Source organism: Salinisphaera orenii subsp. halophila YIM 95161, assembly GCF_003732545.1.
Taxonomy (GTDB): Bacteria; Pseudomonadota; Gammaproteobacteria; order Nevskiales; family Salinisphaeraceae; genus Salinisphaera; species Salinisphaera orenii_A.
On record NZ_AYKF01000076.1, the window covers coordinates 26,688 to 45,266 of the forward strand.

Genomic DNA, 18,579 nt, shown 5'->3' on the forward strand with positions numbered 1-18,579 from the left:
GGTGCGGACGCCGCCACCGCCCCTGCCGATCATGCGCTGTAGGCTCAACGGCTTCGGCCATCCGACGCGCCGTGGTCGATGACCGATCGCGGGTCGCGGCTTTCGAAACGTGGATGCATTCCCAACGCCCGCGCCACTGGCGATTCCTCGCGTCGGGGCGGCCCGGCTGTCGCGGATGTCGGCTGGTCAGCCGTACTCACAGTCTCGTCGAGCGACTCGGGCGACCGTGCATGCGCTGTGGACGGCCTGTCGGGGCCGTCGACATACCCGACGACCGACCGCCGGAGCCGCCACGACGCGCGTCGGTCACGCCGGGCCGCGGCAATCCGTCGACTCCTTCGTCCCGGCGCACCGCCGATCCGCGCTATCCGCCGTCCCGCCAGGGCACGGCGCACGCCGGCGCGGCGACGCCGGCTAGAATGACACGCTGTCCGCGAACCGATACGCCATGACCATGACCGAACTCCATCAGCTGTCCGCCCGCGCGCTGGCGCGCGCGATCGCTACCGGCGAGACCGGCAGCCGCGCCGCGCTCGATCATTATCTCGAACGCATCGAACGCCTGGGCTCGCCGATCAACGCCGTGATCGCGCTCGACGCCGAGGGCGCGCGCGAACGCGCCGACGCCGCCGATGCGGCGATCGCCCGCGGCGAATCGTGGGGGCCGCTGCACGGCGTGCCCATGACCGTGAAGGACACCTACGAGGTGCGCGGCCTGCCGACGGTCGTCGGCGAACCCAAGCTGCGGGACTATGTCAGCGACCGGGACGCCGTGGCGGTGGCGCGTCTGCGCGCGGCGGGCGCGGTGATCTTCGGCAAGACCAACACCCCGCGGCTGGCCCAGGACGTGCAGACCAGCAACCCCGTCCACGGGACGACCCACAACCCCTGGAACCACGACCGCACCCCGGGCGGCTCCTCCGGCGGCGCCGCGGCCGCCCTGGCCGCGGGTCTGTCCGCCCTGGAGATCGGCTCGGATCTGGCCGGCTCGATCCGCACCCCCGCAAGCTGGTGCGGCGTCTACGGCCACAAGGCCAGCTACGGGCTGATCCCGATGCGCGGCCATGTGCCCGGGCCGCCGGGCACGCGGGCCGAACCGGATCTGTGCGTGGCCGGACCGCTGGCGCGCAGCGCCGACGATCTCGGGCTCGCACTGGAGGTGCTCGCCGGCCCGGATGCCGTGGATGCCACGGTGTGGTCGGCGCGCCTGCCGGCCCCCGGCCCGACCACCTTCGGCGACTTCCGCGTCGCCCACTGCTTCGACCACGCCTTCTGCCCGGTCGCGTCGGCCGTACGGCAACGACTCGAGGACGCGCTGGAGACGGCCCGCCGCGCCGGCGCCCGCGTGGCGGCGATCGACGATCTACCGGGCGGTTTCGAGACCGGCTACGACACCTACGACCGGCTGCTCAACGGGATGGTTGGTGCGGCCATCCCCGACAAGCTCTACGCCAAGGCGCGCCGCGGCGCACGCTTTCTGGGCCTGGCCGGCCGCGACAAGGGCCCCGGCACGCTCGCCAGCTTCACCCGCCGGGCCACCACCAGCCATCGCGACTGGATGGTCGCCAACGAAGCGCGCCACCGGCTGCGCGAGACCTGGCACGAATTCTTCCGGGACTGCGACGTGCTGCTACTGCCGAGCGTCTGTGTCCCCGCCATCGCCCACGACCACAGCGGCAACGTGCTCTCGCGGCGTATCGACGTGGACGGCCGCAGCCGCGGCTACACCGATCTGTTCCGCTGGATCGCACCGGCCACCGTGGCCGGACTGCCCGCCACCAGCGCGCCGGTGGGCGTCACCGCGGCCGGGCTGCCGGTCGGCCTGCAGATCGTGGCCGACTACGGCCGCGACACCACGGCCATCGCCTTCGCCCAGCATCTGGCCGCGGCCATGGGCGGCTTCAGCGCGCCGCCGACGTTTGCCTGACCTTCGTCACCAGCGGCTCCAGCGCCGGCCAGACGTGCTCGAGCAACGCCGGCTGGGCCGCGGCATCGGGGTGCACGCCGTCGTCCTGGAAAGCGCTGCGGTCGCGGGCGATCGGCGCCAGGAAGAACGGCACGTAGGCCACGTCATGACGCTCGGCCAGGGTCTCGAAACTCGCGTGGAAGCGTTCGCCGTAGTCGCGGCCGTAGTTGGTCGGGATGCGCATGCCCAGCAGCAACACCTCGGCCCCGGCCTCGCGGCTGGCCTCGATCATGGCCGCGAGGTTGGCCTGCATGGCCTCGAGCGACAGCGCCCGCAGGCCGTCGTTGGCGCCCAGCTCGAGCACGACGATATCCGGCTCGGTGCGGGCCAGCGCCTCGGGCAGGCGCTCGCGGCCGCCCGCGGTGGTCTCGCCGCTGACGCTGGCGTTGTGCACGGCCAGCGATGCATCGGCGGCGGCCAGACGCTCGCGCAGCAGGGCCACCCAGCCGGCGCTGCGATCGATGCCGTAGGCCGCGCTCAGGCTGTCGCCGAAAACCAGAATCCCGCCGGCTGCGTATACCGGCACCGTCGCGCCCAGCAACAGGGCGCACACGAGCAGGCGCCAGCCGCGCCCGCGCATCCGTGAATCATTCGTCCGGGGAAAACCGTTCAATGGCCTCTCCTGCATTGGTGGCCCGCGGCGTGGCCAAGACCGTCGCCAGCGGTGAGCGTACGCTCACGATACTCGACGACATCGAACTGACGCTGACTGGCGGCGACACGCTGTCGATCGTGGGGACGTCCGGCTCCGGCAAATCGACGCTGCTGGCCCTGCTCGCCGGGCTCGACGCCCCCAGCCGCGGCCGCATCGAGCTGCTCGGGCGCGACCTCACCGAGCTGGACGAGGACGCCCGCGCGGCCTGGCGTGCCGCGCGCGTGGGTTTCGTTTTCCAGTCCTTTCAACTGCTGGCCGGCCTGTCGGCGCTGGACAACGTGATCCTGCCGCTGGAACTGGCCGGTACGGATCTGACGACGGCCCGGGCCACCGCCCGCGACCTGCTCGACCAGGTGGGCCTGGGCGATCGCCTGACGCACACGCCGCGCCAGCTCTCCGGCGGCGAACAGCAGCGCGTGGCCATCGCCCGCGCCTTCGCCTGCCGGCCGCGGATCCTGTTCGCCGACGAACCGACCGGCAATCTCGACGGCGCCACCGGCGCGCATGTGGCCGACCTGCTGTTCGCCCTGAACGCCGAGCAGGCGACCACGCTGGTCCTGGTCACCCACGACGACACCCTCGCCGGACGCTGCAGCCGCAGCGCCCGGCTGGCGGACGGCCGGCTGCATGTCTGAGCGCGGCAACGAGGCGTCCGCCCTCGGTCTGGCCTGGCGCCATGGCCGGCGCTCCGCCGGGCGCGGCGAATGGCTGATTCTGCTCGTCGCGCTGGCGGTCGCGGTGGCGGCCGTGACCGCGGTCAGCCTGCTGACCGACCGCGTGCGCTCGGCCATGGTGCGTCAGGGCGCGACCACGCTGGCCGCGGATCTGCGGCTGTCGACGCGGGCGCCGCTGGAGGCCGATCGCGCCCGCGCGCTGGCGGCCACCGGCGTGGAGACCGCGGGAGTCACGGTCTTTCCGAGCACGCTCTCCGATGACGACGCGGTGACGCTGGTCTCGGTCAAGGCGGTCGAGCGGGCCTATCCGCTGCGCGGCACGCTCACTCTGCGGCGGGGACCGCCGGGCACGGCCACCGAGACCGTGGCCCACGGCCCGCCGCCGGGCCGCGTCTGGGTCGCCCAGCGCGTGCTCGACGAACAGAACCGCGGCGTCGGCGACCGGCTGCAGCTGGGCGATGCCGAGCTCACGATCGACGCCGTGCTGGTGACCGAACCCGACCGCGATCCGGGCTTTGCCGGCCTCGCGCCGCGGGTGATGATCGCCGCGGCCGACATCGAGGCCACCGGGCTGCTCGGCTTCGGCAGCCGGGCCGAGTACGCCACGCTGATCGCCGGCGACGCCCCGGCAGTGGCCGCGGCGCGGGCCGCGCTCGATGACGACCTGGCCGCCGGCGAACGCCTGCAGACGCCGGCGGAGTCGAACCGGGCCCTGTCGCGGGCGCTCTCGCGGGCGGATGTCTTCCTCGACCTCGCCGCCCTCGTGGCGGTGGTGCTGGCGGGCGTGGCCATCGCCCTGACCGCACGGCGCCACGCCGAGTCGCGGCTCGACGAGATCGCATTGCTCAAGACGCTCGGCGCCCGCCGCGGGCTGATCGCCCGGGTGCTGGCCTGGCAGCTGGTCCTGATCGGCGTGCTGGGCATCGCCGGCGGGTTGATTCTGGGCGCCGCGGCGCAGGCGGGCATCGGCCGCGTCATCGCCGGCGCCTTCGAGATCGCGCTGCCCGGCCCGGCCTGGAGCGGGCTCTGGCCGGGGCCGATCGCCGGCGCCCTGCTGCTGGCCGGCTTCGCCTGGCCGGCACTGGCGCGCGCCCGCCGGACACCGCCGGCGCGCGTGCTGGCCCGCGCCCTGGCCGACGACGATCGCCGGGCGTGGCGGATGCACGCCGGCGCGATCGCGAGCGTGGCCGTGCTCGCGGCGCTCGCGACCCGGGATGCAATGCTTACGGCCTGGGTGCTCGGCGGCGCGCTCGCCGGCGCCGCGGCGCTGGCGCTCGGCGCGCTCGGCCTGCTCTGGTGCGTCGAGCGGGCGCGCACCGGCCTGGGTGGACGGCTCGGGCCCGGCATCCGGCTGGGGCTGGCCGCGCTGTCGCGTCGACGCGCGGCCAGCGTGCTGCAGATCGTCGCCTTCGGCGTCGGTCTGATCATACTGTTCCTGCTGGTGATCGTGCGCGGCGATCTGCTGGCCGGCTGGCGTGCGGATATCGCCGCCGACGCGCCCAATCGCTTTCTGATCAACATCACGCCGGATCAGCAGCCGCGGGTGGCCGATTTTCTGGCCGAGCACGGCATCGAGGCGCCCGCCTTCTTTCCGCTCGTGCGGGCACGCCTGACCACGGTCGACGGCCGGGCGATCGAATCCGATCCGGCGCTGGCCGAGTCCGCCGGCGAGCTCGCCCGGCGCGAGCTGAATCTGTCGTGGACGGACACTCTCAAGGCCGACAACCGTCTGCTCGAGGGCCGCTGGTGGCAGCCGGCCGATCGCGGCGAGCCGCATGTGTCGATCGACGAATCGGTCGCCGAACGGCTCGGTGTCGGCATCGGCGACACGCTCGGCTTCGACCTCGCCGGGCGGACGTTCACCACCGAGATCCGGAGCATCCGCAGCATCGACTGGTCGAGCCTGGAGGCCAATTTCTATGTGCTCTTCCCGCCCGGCTTTCTCGACGATTATCCGAGCACCTACATCACCAGTTTCCATCTGCCCGACGACCGGCGGGCGGTGCTGGGCGATCTGGTCCGCGAGTTCAACAACGTCAGCGTCATCGATATCGCCGCGATCCTCGACCAGCTGACCACGCTGATCGACCGCGTGAGCCTGGCGGTCGAGCTGGTCTTCGGTTTCACCCTGGCCGCGGGTCTGGTCGTGCTGCTGGCGGCGATGCAGGCCAGCCGCAGCGCCCGCCGGCGCGAGGCGGCCCTGCTGCGCGCCCTCGGCACGCGCGCCCGCTGGCTGCGCCAGGCGGTGGTCGTGGAATGCCTGCTGCTCGGCGCCTGCGCCGCGGTGCTGGCGGCTGTCGTCGCCCAGATCGCGGCCGTCGTGCTGGCCACCCAGGTGCTGGACCTCGGCTACACCTGGCGGCCCGGCGTGTGGCTGGTCGCGGTGACCTCGGCGACGATCGCCATCGCGCTGGCCGGGCTGGCGTCGCTGGGCGATGTGCTGCGCCAGCCGGCCTGGACGAGCCTGCGCGCCGAAGACTGACGTCGCCGCACGAAAAAGGCGGAGCCCGTCGGACTCCGCCTGATGAGCGGCCACGCGACGCCCGCGCGGGGCGTCGCGGTCGCAGCCGTCTGCGACAGGCCTGCGGCGCGCTAGCCCTTGACCTCGATCCGCCGCGGCTCGCTCTGCGGCTTCTTGGCGATCGACAGGCGCAGCACGCCGTTCTCGGCAGTGGCCTCGACGTTGTCCTCGTCGGCGGTCTCCGGCAGCGAGAAGCGGCGCACGAAACGGCCGTAACTGCGCTCGATGTGGCGTGTCTGCTCGCCGCGACCGCCGTCGTTGTCGCCGGCCGCTTCCGCGGCCTTCTCGTGCGTGCTGCGACGCTCGCCCTTGAGCGTGAGCACGCCCTTGTCGAGGGTGACCTCGATGTCGGCCGGGTCGATGCCGGGGATCTCGGCGTCGATCAGATAGGCGTCGGCGTTCTCGTGTATGTCGACCGCGGGGCGCCAGCTGCCCCCGGCGAACGCCGGCACGGCGTCGGTCTCGCCGAGAAACATGCGGTTGATCTCGTCGTTGAACTGCTGCAGCAGGCTGCTGGTCGGCTGAAAGCGCTGGATTGCCATGTCGAACTCCTCCTGTGTGAATGGGCCTTGTTGCCTGTCCAGAACGATGGGCACGGCGCGACACGTTTCAACGGTTGTTTTATCGTTTTTCCGTAACGTCTTTGCTTCGTCCCGGGGGAACTGCTACAACCGCTGCATATTCCCTAACCCGCAATATGATTATGCGACCCACTATTCTCAGACTCCTCGCCGGCTCGGCCGCCATGGCCGGCGGCGTACTGGCCGCCCCGGCGGCGCTGGCCCAATCCTGCGACACCGCCGGGCTGGACCTGCCCGACGGCTTCTGCGCCACCGAGTTCGCCACCGACGCCCACCAGCCGCGTCATCTGGCCGTCGCCGACAACGGCACGGTCTACGTCAATCTCGCCAGCGAGGGCGACGACGGCGGCCTGATGGCGCTGCGCGACAGCAACGACGACGGCAAGGCCGACGAGCGCGCGACCTTCGGCAAGGGCGGCGGCACCGGGCTGGCCATCCATGATGGCTGGCTCTATGCCGCGACAGTGACCGACATCTACCGCTACCGACTGGGCGATTCGCTCACCCCGGAAGGCGAACCGGAACACCTCGTGACCGGCATGCCGGAGCAGGACTCGCACGCCGCCCGCGGCCTGGCGGTCGGCGACGACGACATGATCTACGTCAACAACGGCGCGCCGTCCAACGCCTGTCAGGAAGAGGATCGCTCGCCGGGCTCCAAGGGTCAGGACCCCTGTCCGCTGCTGGAGAATCACGGCGGCATCTGGCAGTTCTCGGCCACCGAGACGGGCCAGGAATTCTCGCCGGATGCGCGCTTCGCCACCGGTCTGCGCAACATGTTCGCGCTCGCCTTCCACGACGGCCAGCTCTACGGCGTGCAGCACGGCCGCGACCAGCTGCACTCGAACTGGCCGGATGAATTCACCCAGAAGCAGAGCGCACACCTGCCGGCCGAGGAGATGTTCGCCGTTTCCGAGGGCGACGACTTCGGCTGGCCCTACTGCTACTACGATCCGGATCAGGACAAGAAGGTGCTCGGGCCGGAATACGGCGGCGACGGCGAGAAGGTCGGCCGCTGCGACCAGTTCAAGGATCCCATCGCCACCTTCCCCGCGCACTGGGCGCCGATGGACATCGCGTTCTACAGCGGCGACGCCTTCCCGAAGGACTATCGCGGCGGCGCGTTCATCGCCTTCCACGGCTCCTGGAACCGGGCACCGAGCCCGCAGGCGGGCTATCGCGTAGTCTATCTGCCGTTCGAGAACGGCAAGCCGGCAGACGACCATCGTACGTTCGCCGAGGCGAAAGGCTTCACCGGATCGGACACGATCCGCTCGCCCGGCAGCGCCGAGCATCGCCCGGCCGGCCTGGCGACCTCCGCCGACGGCGCGCTCTATATCAGCGACGATCAGGGCAGCACGATCTTCCGTGTGACCCACGGCGGCGACTGAGCGCGCGCCCACGCGCGCGAATGCAAAAGGCCGGCACGTGCGGTGCCGGCCTTTTTTCGTGCGCCATCTTCCGGACCGCCGGCGAAATGTCGGACTACGCCGCTCGCGCCGAATGCCCTCGGCCCGCCGAAGCGTCGCGACCGACCTCCTCGTAGTCCCCCGGGGCGAAGCGCCACAGCCGCAGGCGATACTCCCAGTTGAAGCCGGGATAGAGCGTGGTGTTCTTGCCGGAGTCGGTGAGATACCAGCTGTTGCAACCCGAGGTCCAGGACGTGTGTTTCATCCGCCACTGGATGCCGCGGTTGAATCGATCCTGCACCCGCTGCTTGACGTCGACGAACTTCAGCCCGCGGCGCGCGACGTGCGCGATGGCCTGCAGGGCATAGTCCATCTGCTGCTCGGTGAAGGCCAGCACCGAGGTATGGCTCGGCCCGGTGTTTGGCCCCATCAGGAAGAACAGGTTGGGAAAGCCCGACACCGTCACGCCCTTGTAGGCCTCCGCGCCGTCGGCCCAGACGCGGTTGAGATCGACGCCGCTGCGGCCGGTCACCTCGAAGGGCGAGGCCGTGCTCGGCACCCGGAAGCCGGTCGCGCAGACGATCGCGTCGACCTCGATCTCGCGGCCGTCGCGGGTGACGATTCCGTGCTCGGTGATGCGCTCGGGCCCGTCGCCGATCAGCTCGACGTTGTCCTGCTGCAGGGCCGGATACCAGTCGTTGGAGATGAGAATGCGCTTGCAGCCGATCTGATAGTCCGGCGTGACCCGCCGGCGCATGGCCGGGTCGGCGACCTGCTTGCGGATGTGGCGCCGGGCGATCGCCTCGGCCTGCTTCTTGAACAGCCCGACATCCGAGATGATGAACGGCGCGAACAATTCGTTGAGCCAGTAGATGCGCAGCCGGCGTGCACGCAGCTTCAGCGGCGATTCGCTGTATTTTTCCTGTTCCGAATCCGGAATCGGCCGGTCCGGCTTGGGCATGATCCAGCTCGGCGTGCGCTGGAACACGGTCAACTGCGCGGCCTGGCCTGCGATCTCCGGCACCACCTGGATCGCGCTGGCGCCCGAGCCGATCACCGCCACGCGCTTGCCGGCGAGGTCGTAGTCGTCGTCCCACTGTGCGGTATGCATCAGCTTGCCGCGGAAGCCGTCCAGGCCGGCGATGCGCGGATAGGCCGGATCGGCGAGCGCGCCGACCGCGGAGATCACGAAGTTCGCGGTCAGGGTGTCGCCGTCGGCGGTGGTCACCGTCCAGATGCCGCTCTGCTCGTCGAACGTCGCCGAGACCACGGCCGTGTTGAAGCGGATGTAGCGACGCAGGTCGTATTTCTCCGTGCAGCGGCGGATGTAGTCGAAGATCTCCGGCTGCCGGCCGAAGGCACGCGACCAGTTCGGGTTCTGCTCGAAGGAGAACGAATACAGATGCGAGGCGACGTCGCAGGCCGCACCCGGATAATGGTTGTCCCGCCAGGTGCCGCCGACGTCGTCCGCGCGCTCGAGGAGAGTGAAGTCGTCGAGGCCGGCCTCCTTGAGGCGGATGGCCATGCCGAGGCCGGAGAAACCGGCGCCGATGATGACGACGTTCATGTCGGTGTCGACCGTGGTGTCGGTCGACAGCGGATTGAAGCGTGAAAGCAGGGAGGAGACGCCCATGATGCGTGCCACCGTTGGTCGAATGGATCGGCCGGTCTCGGGCCCCGGCGGATCTGAAAATACCAAGTTTCATTATTTCTGACAAGACACGATGTCACATTAAACGACTGGCGCCGCCAGCAGTCGCGGGTTACCGTATTGATAATGATTCTCATCATCTCACGCCGCGCGGACGCGCCCCGGCCGCCTCGTTCGACGCCGCCGTTCTAGGCGCGGATCCATGTACGCCGAGCACTTCCAGGGCCTGTTGACCGGTTTCGCCGACGCGCTCGTCGCCCGCCTGCCCGCGGCGCCGATCGTGCTCGACGGCAACCAGTTGCGCGAGCCGGATCACCTCGACGCACTCCTGGATCGCTACGCCGAATCCGCCGGCTGTCGCGAACGCCGCGCGACCGCCTCCCAGTGGTCGAAGTATTTCTTCAGCCGGCTGGGCATCGCGGTCACCGTGGTCCAGCTCGCCACCGACCGCGCGCTCGACGTCGATCTGGAGCGGCTGCGCATCGCCTTCGACGCCGACGGATTGCCGCAGCATTTCAGCGGCGTGCGCCCGCGCCCGGCACCCGGCGACAATTTCGACGGCCTGCTCGACGGCGCCTTCGCGCCGGTGATCGCCACACTGCACGAGCGCTCGGGCCTGGCGCCGCGGATCTTCGCCAGCAACGCCTCGATCTATTTCGAATGGGCGCTCGGCCAGCTGCGCGCCCAGGGTCGGGTGCCGGCGCCGCGCCTGGCCCGGGCCGAGAAGCTGATGGAGGTACGGCGGCGCAACGGGCACCGCAACATCCTCCACGCCCCCTACAAGCGCTTGCCGCCCGGCGCGCGCGACGGCGAGGGCGAACCCGTGAGCCACTGCCGCCGCCTGTGCTGCGTGCGCGACCTGGATGCACAATGGGGGCTGTGCGCGAACTGCCCGCGGGCGATCACGCTCGCGACCGGCACCCACGGCTGATCCGATGACCCTGCTCCGCCTCGTGCTGCGCGACTACCGCGCGGCATTCATCGCCGTCATGGCCGCGAGCATCGCCAGCGCGGCGCTCGGCATCGGCGTGATCGCCTTCATCAACGCCCGCCTGATCGAGACCGGCGACCACGCGCTGAGCGCCCTGCCCCAGTTCTTCGGCCTGATCGCGCTGCTGCTGGCGGTATCGCTGGCCGCCCAGCTGGGGCTGACCTGGCTGGGCCACCGCTTTGTGCTCGACCTGCGCACGCGCCTGGTCAAGCGCATCCTCGACACCGACATCGAGCGCATCGAGGCCCTGGGCAGCGCCTCGCTGCTGGCGAGCCTGTCGGCGGACATCCGCAACGTCACCATCGCCTTCGTGCGCCTGCCGGAGCTGGTCCAGGGCACCATCCTGACGGTCGCCAGCATCGCCTATCTGGCCTGGCTGTCGCCCTCGATCCTGGTCGTCACCGCGCTCTGGATCGGCCTGACCATGGGAGTCGGCGCCTGGCTGGTCGCGCGGGTCTATCACCATCTGCATCACGTGCGAGAGGCCGAGGACGCCCTCTACCGCGACTACGAGACCGTGATCGACGGCCGCAAGGAGCTGGGTCTGAACCGGGCGCGCGCCCGCCGGGTCTTCGAGGACGTCTTCCGCGCCAACGCCCGGCGCTATCGGCACCACATCGTGCGCTCGGACACCTTCCATCTGAGTGCGAACAACTGGGCGAACATCATGATGCTGGGCGCCATCGGGGTGGTGTTCTTCCTGGCCAACGGCCTGGGCTGGGCGAGCACCTCGGTGGCGGCGACCTATGCCCTGACGATCCTGTTCCTGCGCACGCCCATGATCCAGGCGATCGGCGCCCTGCCGACGCTGATCAACGCCCAGGTCGCCTTCGACAAGCTCGCGACGCTGGCCCTGGCCGAGCACGACCCCGCCTTCGACACCCCCGCGCCGCTCGACACCGACTGGCAGACCATCGAGCTCCGTGGCGTGACCTTCGCCTACGACCGCGAGGACGGCTTCGGCATCGGCCCCATCGACCTCACGATCGAACGCGGCGAGCTGATCTTTCTCATCGGCGGCAACGGCAGCGGCAAGACCACGCTGGCCCGGCTGCTGACCGGGCTCTACCGCCCCACCGGCGGCACCATCCGGGTCGACGGCCGGCCGGTCGCCGAAGCCGAGCGCGGCGCCTATCGGCGCCTGTTCACGGCGGTGTTCACCGACTTCCACCTGTTCGACACGCTGCTGGACGGCGCCGGCAATCCGGCCGATGCGGCATTCGTCGACGACTGGCGACACCGCCTCGGGCTGGACGCCAAGCTGAGTGTCGACGCCGATGCCCGCATCGCCGACACGGCGCTGTCCCAGGGCCAGCGCAAGCGTCTGGCCCTGATGCTGGCGCTGGCGGAGTCGCGCGACGTGCTGCTGCTCGACGAATGGGCGGCCGATCAGGACCCGGGCTTTCGCCGTGTGTTCTACCGCGACCTGCTGCCGATCTTCCGCGAACGCGGGCACACGGTCTTCGCCATCAGCCACGACGACAGCTATTTCGAGCACGCCGACCGCCTGCTCGAGATGCGCGCCGGCCGGCTGACCGAGCTGACCGGCGAGATGCGCCGCGCGGCGAGTGCGGATGCCGTGGCCCGGACCGGCGAACGCTAGAGTCTGTTGACGTGTCCTGCGAGCGCTCTGTTTCCGACCGCACATCCTGTCCGGCAAGGCGCGAACCGCCGGCTCTGGGCGTGTCACGACCCAGGCCCGCAACGCCGGCCCCCTGGTCGTTTTTCATGGGCGGCCCGACCCATCGGAACAAACGCCCGGAAAATCAGCGATACGACGGCAATCCAGCGTTCTAGCGTGCTTGTGCAGAATGACTGCACGGCGCGCTACTAAGCCTCGTCTTGCCGCACAACAGCGTTTGGCGCGGACGCGTACGAAACGTCAAAAGGCCCTAGCCGTCCGACGCGGCGGCGCGGTCGGCGGCACCCGCGGCCGATACCGGATCGTTCACCGCCCCGCGCGGTATGCGTCTCAATGCCCGGCTAGAGCCGCCGGAGTCGCCACATGAAATAGCTGCCGCCGACCAGCGTGGCCACCAGCCCGGCCGGTATTTCATTGGGAAACAGCAGCATGCGGCCGAGCCAGTCGGCGGCGATCATCAGCAGCCCGCCGAGCAGCGCCGCACCGACGAACTGCTCGCGCGCCCGGGCCAGTCCGAGCAGACGGGCCATGTGCGGCGCCAGCAGGCCGACAAAGCTGAGTGGGCCGACCACCAGCGTCGCTCCGGCGGTCAGCACCGCCATGACCAGGAGCAGGATCAGGCGGCTCCAGGTGACGTTGACCCCGAGCGCGCGCGCCGTGGGCGCGCCCAGCGGCAGCAGATCCAGCCACACCACCAGCGGCCGGACCACCAGGAGCAGCAGCGCGGCGAGCACCGACACGGTCAGCGCCAGCGACAGATCGACGTAATAGGTGGTCCCCGACATCCAGGCCAGCAGCTGCTGGGTGCGCGGATCGCTGCCGGCGAGCACGATCTTGGAGATGGCGTCGAACAGAAACAGCACGCTGATGCCGGTCAACAGCACGCGCTCCGGCTCGAAGCCGCTGCGGGCGTTGAGTGCGACCAGCAGCGCCAGCGTGAGCAGCGCCCCGACCACCCCGGCGCCCAGCATCGCGGGCGTGCCGGCCGTCGGCCAGACCAGCACCAGACCGAGCACGCCGATGGCGGTGCCGGCGCTGATGCCCAGCACTTCGGGACTCGCCATGGGGTTGGCCGAGACGCGCTGCACGATGGTGCCGGCCACCGCCAGCATCACGCCAGCCGCGCCCGCCGCGAGCACCCGCGCGCCCCGCCACGCCCCGGTCTCGGCCCAGGGCAGCTCGAACGGCCAGTTCCAGCCGTGCACGCCCTGACCGACGAGCAGCGCCACCACCACCATGGCCGCCATCGCCGCCAGCAGGCCAAGCAGGAGGCCGCCCGTGGCGGAACGGCGCGGCGCCGGGGCACCGGCGACCGCGGTCGGCGCCTCACGATGCATGTTCAGACGCGGGATCAGCCACAGCAGCAGCGGCGCACCCAGCGCCGCAGTGGTCGCCCCGGTCGGGATCAGCGCCGCGCCGTCCGCAGTCCACAGCTGGAGCAGCTGGTCGGTGACCGCCAGCAGCAGGGCGCCGAGCACCGGCGCCCAGACCAGCCGCGCCAGCAATCGGCGCGCGCCGGCCAGGCGCACGATCGACGGCGCCGCCAGACCGATGAAACCGATGACGCCCAGCTCCACGACCACCGCCGTGCTGGTGAACACGGCCACGCCCAGGCTCGCCGCGCGCAGCCAGGCCAGCGACACGCCCAGATTGCGGGCGTTGGTGTCATCCAGATCCAGCAGGGCCAGGGCGCGCGCCAGGGCGGCCGCGGCGACGCCGCCGATCAGCAGCCGCGGCAGCAGATAGCCGACGCCGCCCCAGTTGTTCTGGGCCAGTGAACCGGCGCCCCAGATCATCATGCCCCGCAGGGCCTCCTGGTTGAACAGCAGCAGCACGACCGCGAGCGAGCCGAGATAGAGGTTGACCACCAGCCCGGCGAGCACCACGACCGTCGGCGCCAGCGATCGTCGCCAGGCCAGCAGGAACACCAGCCCCATCGCCGCGGCGCCGCCGACGAACCCGACCACGCCGCGGGCGTGCAACATGAGCGCGGGGGCGAAAAGCGTGCCGAGCAGCAGGAACAGATGCACGCCGCTGACCACGCCGAGCGTGGTCGGCGCGGCCAGCGGGTTGCGCAGCGTCTGCTGCATGAGCACGCCGGCCAGGGCCAGCCCCGCACCGCCGAGCAGCGACGCCGCCAGCCGCGGCAGCCAGACGTGGCGGGCGAGAATGCCGGACAGCGATTCCCCGGGCGCCCAGAGCGCGGCCAGACCCGCCGGCGCGCTCTCGCGCAGCGTCAACACCGCGAGCACCGCGAGCACGACGGCGAACAGGCCGCACAGCCGGCCGGGGGTGAGCGCGGGCCGCGGCATCAGGAGTCGGGCGTCCCGGCCACCTGCGGCGCGCTCAGCGCGTCGGCGAGCGCCCGCGCAAAGCGCGCCGCCGAGGGCAGCCCGCCGAAACTCCATACCGCCGGCAGGTCCAGCACCGGCCCCTGCCTCACGGCCGGCAGATGGTTCCAGAGCACGCTGCCATCGATCTCCTCGGCCACGCCGACCGGCATCGGATCGAGCACGGCCATGCGCGCGTCGTCGACCTCGGCCAGCCGCTCGAGCGAGACGAGCGCAAAGCCCCAGAAGGTGGTCGAGCCGGTCCAGGCATTGTCGAGACCCATGCGCGTCATCACGTCGTCGAGCAGGCTGCCCTCGCCGTAGACGCGCACGTGACGCGCGTCGATGAACTGCACCACCAGCAGCCGCGGCGCCTCGGCCGGGACACGTTCGGCCGCCGTCTCGACGGTCCGACGCGTGTCCGCCACCAGCCGCTCGGCCGCGTCCGCGCGACCGACCAGCGCCCCCAGGCGGCGGGTCGACTCGACGGTGTTATCCCAGGCGCTGCCCTCGTGGTAGTAGACGTCGATGGTCTCCACCGGAGCGATCGCCTCGAGCCGCGCGCGCGAACTGGCATACATCGGCGTGATCGTGATCAAGTCGAGATCCAGCTGCGACATCAGCTCCATGTTCGGCTGCACCCGCAGGCCGAGTTCGCGCACCGAGTCGGGCACCGGCGGCACGCCCACCCAGTCCTGATAGGCATCGATCTGGGCCATGGCCACCGGCGGCGCGCCGAGCGCGATCAGCGTCTGCGCCTGCCCCCAGTCGATGGCGGCCACCCGCGGGCGGTCCCCGCCGTCGGTCGCGGCCGCCACGGCGCCGCAAAAAAACAGGGCCAGCCCGACGAGCCAGCCCGAAGTCCACGCGCGCCGCCGCCCGGCGGCGCTGCGAGCGCCTGCCCGCCGCGTCACTGGACGACGGCGATGGGGTGGTTGTCCGCGGGGTGGGCCATCACGCTCATGCGGATGCCGTAGATGGCCTCGAGCGTCGTGTCCCGCATGAGTTCGTGCGGCGTGCCCCGGGCCAGCAGACGGCCGCCGCGCAGGGCCACGAGCTGATCGCAGTAGCGCGAGACCATGTTCACGTCGTGCAGCACGATGATCACGCCCAGCCCCAGCGAACCGGCGAGCTCGCGGATCAGCGCCAGCGTGTCGACCTGATGCGCGATATCCAGCGCCGACAGCGGCTCGTCGAGCAGCAGGAAACGGCTGCCCTGGGCCAGCAGCATCGCCAGCCAGACGCGCTGCTTCTCGCCGCCGGAGAGCGTGTCGACCATGCGCTCGGCGAGCGTGGCCGTGTGCGTCAGATCGAGCGCGCGATCGACCTGGCCCCGGTCTTCGGCGGTCATGCGCCCGAGCAGACCGCGCCAGGGATAGCGCCCGAAGGCGACCAGTTCACGCACGGTCAGGCTGGTCGCCCCGGGCAGATGCTGGGGCAGATAGGCCACGTTGCGCGCGAACTCGCGGTCGCCCCAGGCCTGCACCGATCGGCCGTTGAGACAGACCTCGCCGCAGCTGGCGCACTGCTGGCGCGCGAGCAGCTTGAGCAGCGTCGACTTGCCCGAGCCGTTGTGGCCGATCAGGCCGTAGACCAGTCCCTCGCGGAAACTCAGATCGTCGGCCTCCAGCAGACAGTGGCCGTTGACCTCGAAGCGGCAGGCGTTGAGTTCGAACATGGGCTTCTCCAGGGCGCCCGCCGCGAACGCCGTCCGGCGGCGGGGAGCGCGCCACGAGAATAAACTGAATACGAATGCGTATCAAAAAGAGCGGCGCTTCGGCAGGCGCCGCGTGAGACCGCGCTCGTGGTGCCTGACAACCGCACTGCAGGCCACACTGCGACGGTATCCGGCCCGCAGTGTGCGCCCCCGCGCGCCGGCGTGCGAGACATGGAACCCCGCCGGGCGATTAGTCGGTCGGCGGCGCCCGCGCGTTTCGGCGGCGTGGCCCGCCCCGCCGAAGCCGACGACATCCGATATCGTCTTGCGTATCGGTGGCTTATGCAGGTACCGAACGCAGCGGCTCGCACTCGTCGCCCGCCGCGCTTAAGCTGCTGCGATCGCGAGCGGCAAGGAGACGGGATGTCGATTCTGCACTGGACCCGATCACTGATCGACGGCGCAAAGGCGCCACCCGCCGACGACCCCACCGCCGTTTCCCTTGCCGGCGCCTACCGCGCCTATCGCGCGGGCGCGCGCTTCGTGGACGTGCGCCAGACGTTCGAATGGCGCGACGGCCATATTGCGGGATCGGTGCATCGGCCGGTCGACCAGATCGTGTCCGACCCGCGCCTGACGGTGACCGCGGACGCCCTGATCGTGACCTACTGCGCGGCCGGCGCACGCGCGGCCCGGGCGGCGGCCGCACTCCGGGCCAACGGCTACGCCCGGGTGCGGGCCCTGGCCGTCGGCTATGGCGACTGGCGCCGTGCCGGCTATCCGGTGGAACGGCCCGAGCGGCGCGACCCGTCCGCGCGCTGAACCGCGCAGCGGGCGCACGCGTGGCCCGTACTGGCGTTCGCCGACGGTCGGATGCGCCCCGCGCCCGAATCGCCGCCAGCCGCATGTCAACACGTGTTCACGCCGATTCACGGCCGCCGCGCGGGCCCCGCCATCGCGCCGCAACGTTGACGCTGGCGGTCTCGATACCGATATTGTCGCTTGACCCGCGCCGCGGGTGCACCGCCCGAGGCCGGGCGGCGACCGAAAGTTCAGGGAGAGCCGCGTTGACCCGTCTGCCGCCGGAAAAGGACTGGAGCTGATGCCCGCCGTCATCGACGCCATCGAATACATGCTGCCGGCGCGCACCGAATCGATCGAGGAGATCGCCGCACGCTTTCCCAACTGGCCGCTGGAGAAGATCGCCGAGAAGACCGGCATCCGCGCCCGCCACGTCGCCGCCGAAGACGAATGCGCCTCCGACTTCGGCGTGATCGCGGCCCGCCAGCTGTTCGAACGCACCGGCACCGATCCGGGCGAGATCGACTATCTGATCTTCTGCACCCAGACGCCGGACTATCTGGCCCCGACCACCGCCTGCCTGATCCAGGACCGGCTCGGCCTGGGCCGTCACGTCGGCGCGCTGGACATCAATCTCGGCTGCTCGGGCTACATCTACGCGCTGGGCGTGGCCAAGGCGCTGCTCGAGACCGGCCAGGCGAGCCGGCTGCTGCTGATCACCGCCGACACCTACAGCAAGTTCGTCCATCCGGGCGACAAGAGCGTGCGCGCGCTGTTCGGCGACGCGGCCGCGGCCACGCTGATGAGCAACCGCGGCGACGACGAGACCATCGGCCCATTCGTCTACGGCACCGACGGCTCGGGCGCCAACGATCTGATCGTGCCCACCAGCGGCATGCGCAAGCAGCCCTACAATCACAGCGCCGAGGAATACACCGATCGCCACGGCAACACCCGCAGCGATCATCACATCTACATGAACGGCCGCGCGGTGATCGAATTCACGCTGCGCGAGGTGCCGAAGTCCATTCTGACACTGTGCGAGCGCGCCGGCCTGTCGCTGGACCAGATCGACGCCGTCATACCCCACCAGGCCAGCGCCACCGTGCTCAACGGCGTGCGCAAGAAGCTGGGCCTGCCCCCGGAGCGCTTCATCGTGTGCATGGAGGACATCGGCAACACCGTCTCCTGCAGCGTCCCGATCGCTCTCAAGCGCGCGGCCACCGAGGGCCGCATCGGCCCGGGGGATCGCCTGCTGCTGGCCGGCTTCGGCGTCGGCCTGTCCTGGGGCGCGACCATCGTGCGCCTGCCGACGGACTTCCAGCGCTAGGGGCTGTTGAGGTTTCGTACGCGCGCTCTGTTTCCGACCGCCAATCGTAGCCGGTAAGGCGCGAGCTGCCGACTCTGGGCGTGCCACGACTCAGTCTCGCAACGCCGCCGGGCGCCCCTAGTCGATCTTTCATGGGCGGCCCAACCCTTCGGGACAAGCGCCCCAAAAATCAACGACACGACGGCAATCCAGCGTTGTCGCACGCTGGTGCAGAATGACTGCACGGCGCGCGCTACGCCTCGTTTTGCCGCCCATAGTTAATTTTTCAAGAAGCGCTTGGCGCGGCCACATACGGAACCTCAACAGGCCCTTGTGTCTTGCCAGCGGGGTTGTTTAGCTAGCAGCCCCAGTGCCCGGCCGGGTGAGCATCC

The 18,579-nt window shown here is 70.6% G+C and carries 14 protein-coding genes; 8 read left to right on the forward strand and 6 right to left on the reverse strand.

Annotated features, from left to right (window positions below):
• The first annotated feature begins 454 nt into the window (after window positions 1–454).
• Window positions 455–1,927 carry an amidase gene (locus tag SAHL_RS07980; RefSeq protein ID WP_123590896.1) on the forward strand — a complete coding sequence of 491 codons (1,473 nt, stop codon included), beginning with the start codon at window positions 455–457 and terminating at the stop codon, window positions 1,925–1,927.
• On the opposite strand, the gene SAHL_RS07985 is transcribed toward SAHL_RS07980, so the two are convergent.
• Window positions 1,902–2,579 (reverse strand): arylesterase, encoded by a 678-nt coding sequence (locus SAHL_RS07985; RefSeq protein WP_245968448.1) that lies wholly within the window; start codon window positions 2,577–2,579, stop codon window positions 1,902–1,904. The genes SAHL_RS07980 and SAHL_RS07985 overlap by 26 nt on opposite strands.
• On the opposite strand from SAHL_RS07985, the gene SAHL_RS07990 reads away from it, so the two are divergent.
• Both SAHL_RS07990 and SAHL_RS07995 read left to right on the forward strand, forming a co-directional pair.
• Window positions 2,579–3,256: an ABC transporter ATP-binding protein gene (locus tag SAHL_RS07990; protein WP_123590883.1), complete on the forward strand. Its 678-nt coding sequence runs from the start codon at window positions 2,579–2,581 to the stop codon at window positions 3,254–3,256. The two genes, SAHL_RS07985 and SAHL_RS07990, sit on opposite strands and share 1 nt — an antisense overlap.
• Window positions 3,249–5,777 (forward strand): ABC transporter permease, encoded by a 2,529-nt coding sequence (locus tag SAHL_RS07995; protein WP_123590884.1) that lies wholly within the window; start codon window positions 3,249–3,251, stop codon window positions 5,775–5,777. Before SAHL_RS07990 ends, SAHL_RS07995 begins: the two co-directional genes overlap by 8 nt.
• Before the next feature lie 110 nt (window positions 5,778–5,887).
• Here SAHL_RS07995 and SAHL_RS08000 read toward each other — a convergent pair whose 3' ends face one another.
• The gene (locus tag SAHL_RS08000; RefSeq protein WP_123590885.1) at window positions 5,888–6,358 is read right to left on the reverse strand and encodes an Hsp20/alpha crystallin family protein; all 471 of its coding nucleotides are present in this window, start codon (window positions 6,356–6,358) and stop codon (window positions 5,888–5,890) included.
• A gap of 161 nt (window positions 6,359–6,519) precedes the next feature.
• On the opposite strand from SAHL_RS08000, the gene SAHL_RS08005 reads away from it, so the two are divergent.
• On the forward strand, window positions 6,520–7,788 hold the full coding sequence (locus SAHL_RS08005; protein WP_123590886.1) for a PQQ-dependent sugar dehydrogenase: 1,269 nt from the start codon (window positions 6,520–6,522) through the stop codon (window positions 7,786–7,788).
• Window positions 7,789–7,882: 94 nt separating this feature from the next.
• Here SAHL_RS08005 and SAHL_RS08010 read toward each other — a convergent pair whose 3' ends face one another.
• Entirely contained in the window at window positions 7,883–9,439 is a 1,557-nt protein-coding gene (locus SAHL_RS08010) for a flavin-containing monooxygenase (RefSeq protein WP_123590887.1), read from the reverse strand.
• A 220-nt stretch (window positions 9,440–9,659) separates the two neighbouring features.
• On the opposite strand from SAHL_RS08010, the gene fhuF reads away from it, so the two are divergent.
• Both fhuF and SAHL_RS08020 read left to right on the forward strand, forming a co-directional pair.
• A complete protein-coding gene (gene fhuF / locus SAHL_RS08015) occupies window positions 9,660–10,388 on the forward strand; it encodes a siderophore-iron reductase FhuF (RefSeq protein WP_123590888.1) in 729 nt (242 codons plus the stop codon).
• A 4-nt stretch (window positions 10,389–10,392) separates the two neighbouring features.
• Window positions 10,393–12,051 (forward strand): multidrug ABC transporter permease/ATP-binding protein, encoded by a 1,659-nt coding sequence (locus SAHL_RS08020; protein ID WP_123590889.1) that lies wholly within the window; start codon window positions 10,393–10,395, stop codon window positions 12,049–12,051.
• Between the two features lie 380 nt (window positions 12,052–12,431).
• On the opposite strand, the gene fhuB is transcribed toward SAHL_RS08020, so the two are convergent.
• The 3 genes from fhuB to SAHL_RS08035 form a co-directional block, all read right to left on the reverse strand.
• The gene (fhuB, locus tag SAHL_RS08025; protein WP_123590890.1) at window positions 12,432–14,402 is read right to left on the reverse strand and encodes a Fe(3+)-hydroxamate ABC transporter permease FhuB; all 1,971 of its coding nucleotides are present in this window, start codon (window positions 14,400–14,402) and stop codon (window positions 12,432–12,434) included.
• Window positions 14,402–15,238 (reverse strand): ABC transporter substrate-binding protein, encoded by an 837-nt coding sequence (locus SAHL_RS08030; protein WP_184947528.1) that lies wholly within the window; start codon window positions 15,236–15,238, stop codon window positions 14,402–14,404. Before SAHL_RS08030 ends, fhuB begins: the two co-directional genes overlap by 1 nt.
• A gap of 92 nt (window positions 15,239–15,330) precedes the next feature.
• The gene (locus SAHL_RS08035) at window positions 15,331–16,098 is read right to left on the reverse strand and encodes an ATP-binding cassette domain-containing protein (RefSeq protein ID WP_123590892.1); all 768 of its coding nucleotides are present in this window, start codon (window positions 16,096–16,098) and stop codon (window positions 15,331–15,333) included.
• A 402-nt stretch (window positions 16,099–16,500) separates the two neighbouring features.
• Here SAHL_RS08035 and SAHL_RS08040 point away from each other — a divergent pair, with 402 nt between their 5' ends.
• Window positions 16,501–16,899 (forward strand): rhodanese-like domain-containing protein, encoded by a 399-nt coding sequence (locus SAHL_RS08040; protein ID WP_184947530.1) that lies wholly within the window; start codon window positions 16,501–16,503, stop codon window positions 16,897–16,899.
• A gap of 280 nt (window positions 16,900–17,179) precedes the next feature.
• Window positions 17,180–18,208 carry a 3-oxoacyl-ACP synthase III family protein gene (locus SAHL_RS08045; protein WP_123590894.1) on the forward strand — a complete coding sequence of 343 codons (1,029 nt, stop codon included), beginning with the start codon at window positions 17,180–17,182 and terminating at the stop codon, window positions 18,206–18,208.
• The last annotated feature ends 371 nt before the right edge of the window (window positions 18,209–18,579 follow it).

Excerpts from the sequence above, each read along its gene's own strand:
- fhuF (WP_123590888.1), top strand. The coding sequence starts at position 9,660 with ATGTACGCCGAGCACTTCCAGGGCCTGTTGACCGGTTTCGCCGACGCG.
- SAHL_RS07990 (WP_123590883.1), top strand. The coding sequence starts at position 2,579 with ATGGCCTCTCCTGCATTGGTGGCCCGCGGCGTGGCCAAGACCGTCGCC.
- SAHL_RS08020 (WP_123590889.1), top strand. The coding sequence starts at position 10,393 with ATGACCCTGCTCCGCCTCGTGCTGCGCGACTACCGCGCGGCATTCATC.
- SAHL_RS07980 (WP_123590896.1), top strand. The coding sequence starts at position 455 with ATGACCGAACTCCATCAGCTGTCCGCCCGCGCGCTGGCGCGCGCGATC.
- SAHL_RS08035 (WP_123590892.1), bottom strand. The coding sequence starts at position 16,098 with ATGTTCGAACTCAACGCCTGCCGCTTCGAGGTCAACGGCCACTGTCTG.
- SAHL_RS07995 (WP_123590884.1), top strand. The coding sequence starts at position 3,249 with ATGTCTGAGCGCGGCAACGAGGCGTCCGCCCTCGGTCTGGCCTGGCGC.
- SAHL_RS08010 (WP_123590887.1), bottom strand. The coding sequence starts at position 9,439 with ATGGGCGTCTCCTCCCTGCTTTCACGCTTCAATCCGCTGTCGACCGAC.
- SAHL_RS08000 (WP_123590885.1), bottom strand. The coding sequence starts at position 6,358 with ATGGCAATCCAGCGCTTTCAGCCGACCAGCAGCCTGCTGCAGCAGTTC.
- fhuB (WP_123590890.1), bottom strand. The coding sequence starts at position 14,402 with ATGCCGCGGCCCGCGCTCACCCCCGGCCGGCTGTGCGGCCTGTTCGCC.
- SAHL_RS08005 (WP_123590886.1), top strand. The coding sequence starts at position 6,520 with ATGCGACCCACTATTCTCAGACTCCTCGCCGGCTCGGCCGCCATGGCC.
- SAHL_RS08045 (WP_123590894.1), top strand. The coding sequence starts at position 17,180 with ATGCCCGCCGTCATCGACGCCATCGAATACATGCTGCCGGCGCGCACC.
- SAHL_RS08040 (WP_184947530.1), top strand. The coding sequence starts at position 16,501 with ATGTCGATTCTGCACTGGACCCGATCACTGATCGACGGCGCAAAGGCG.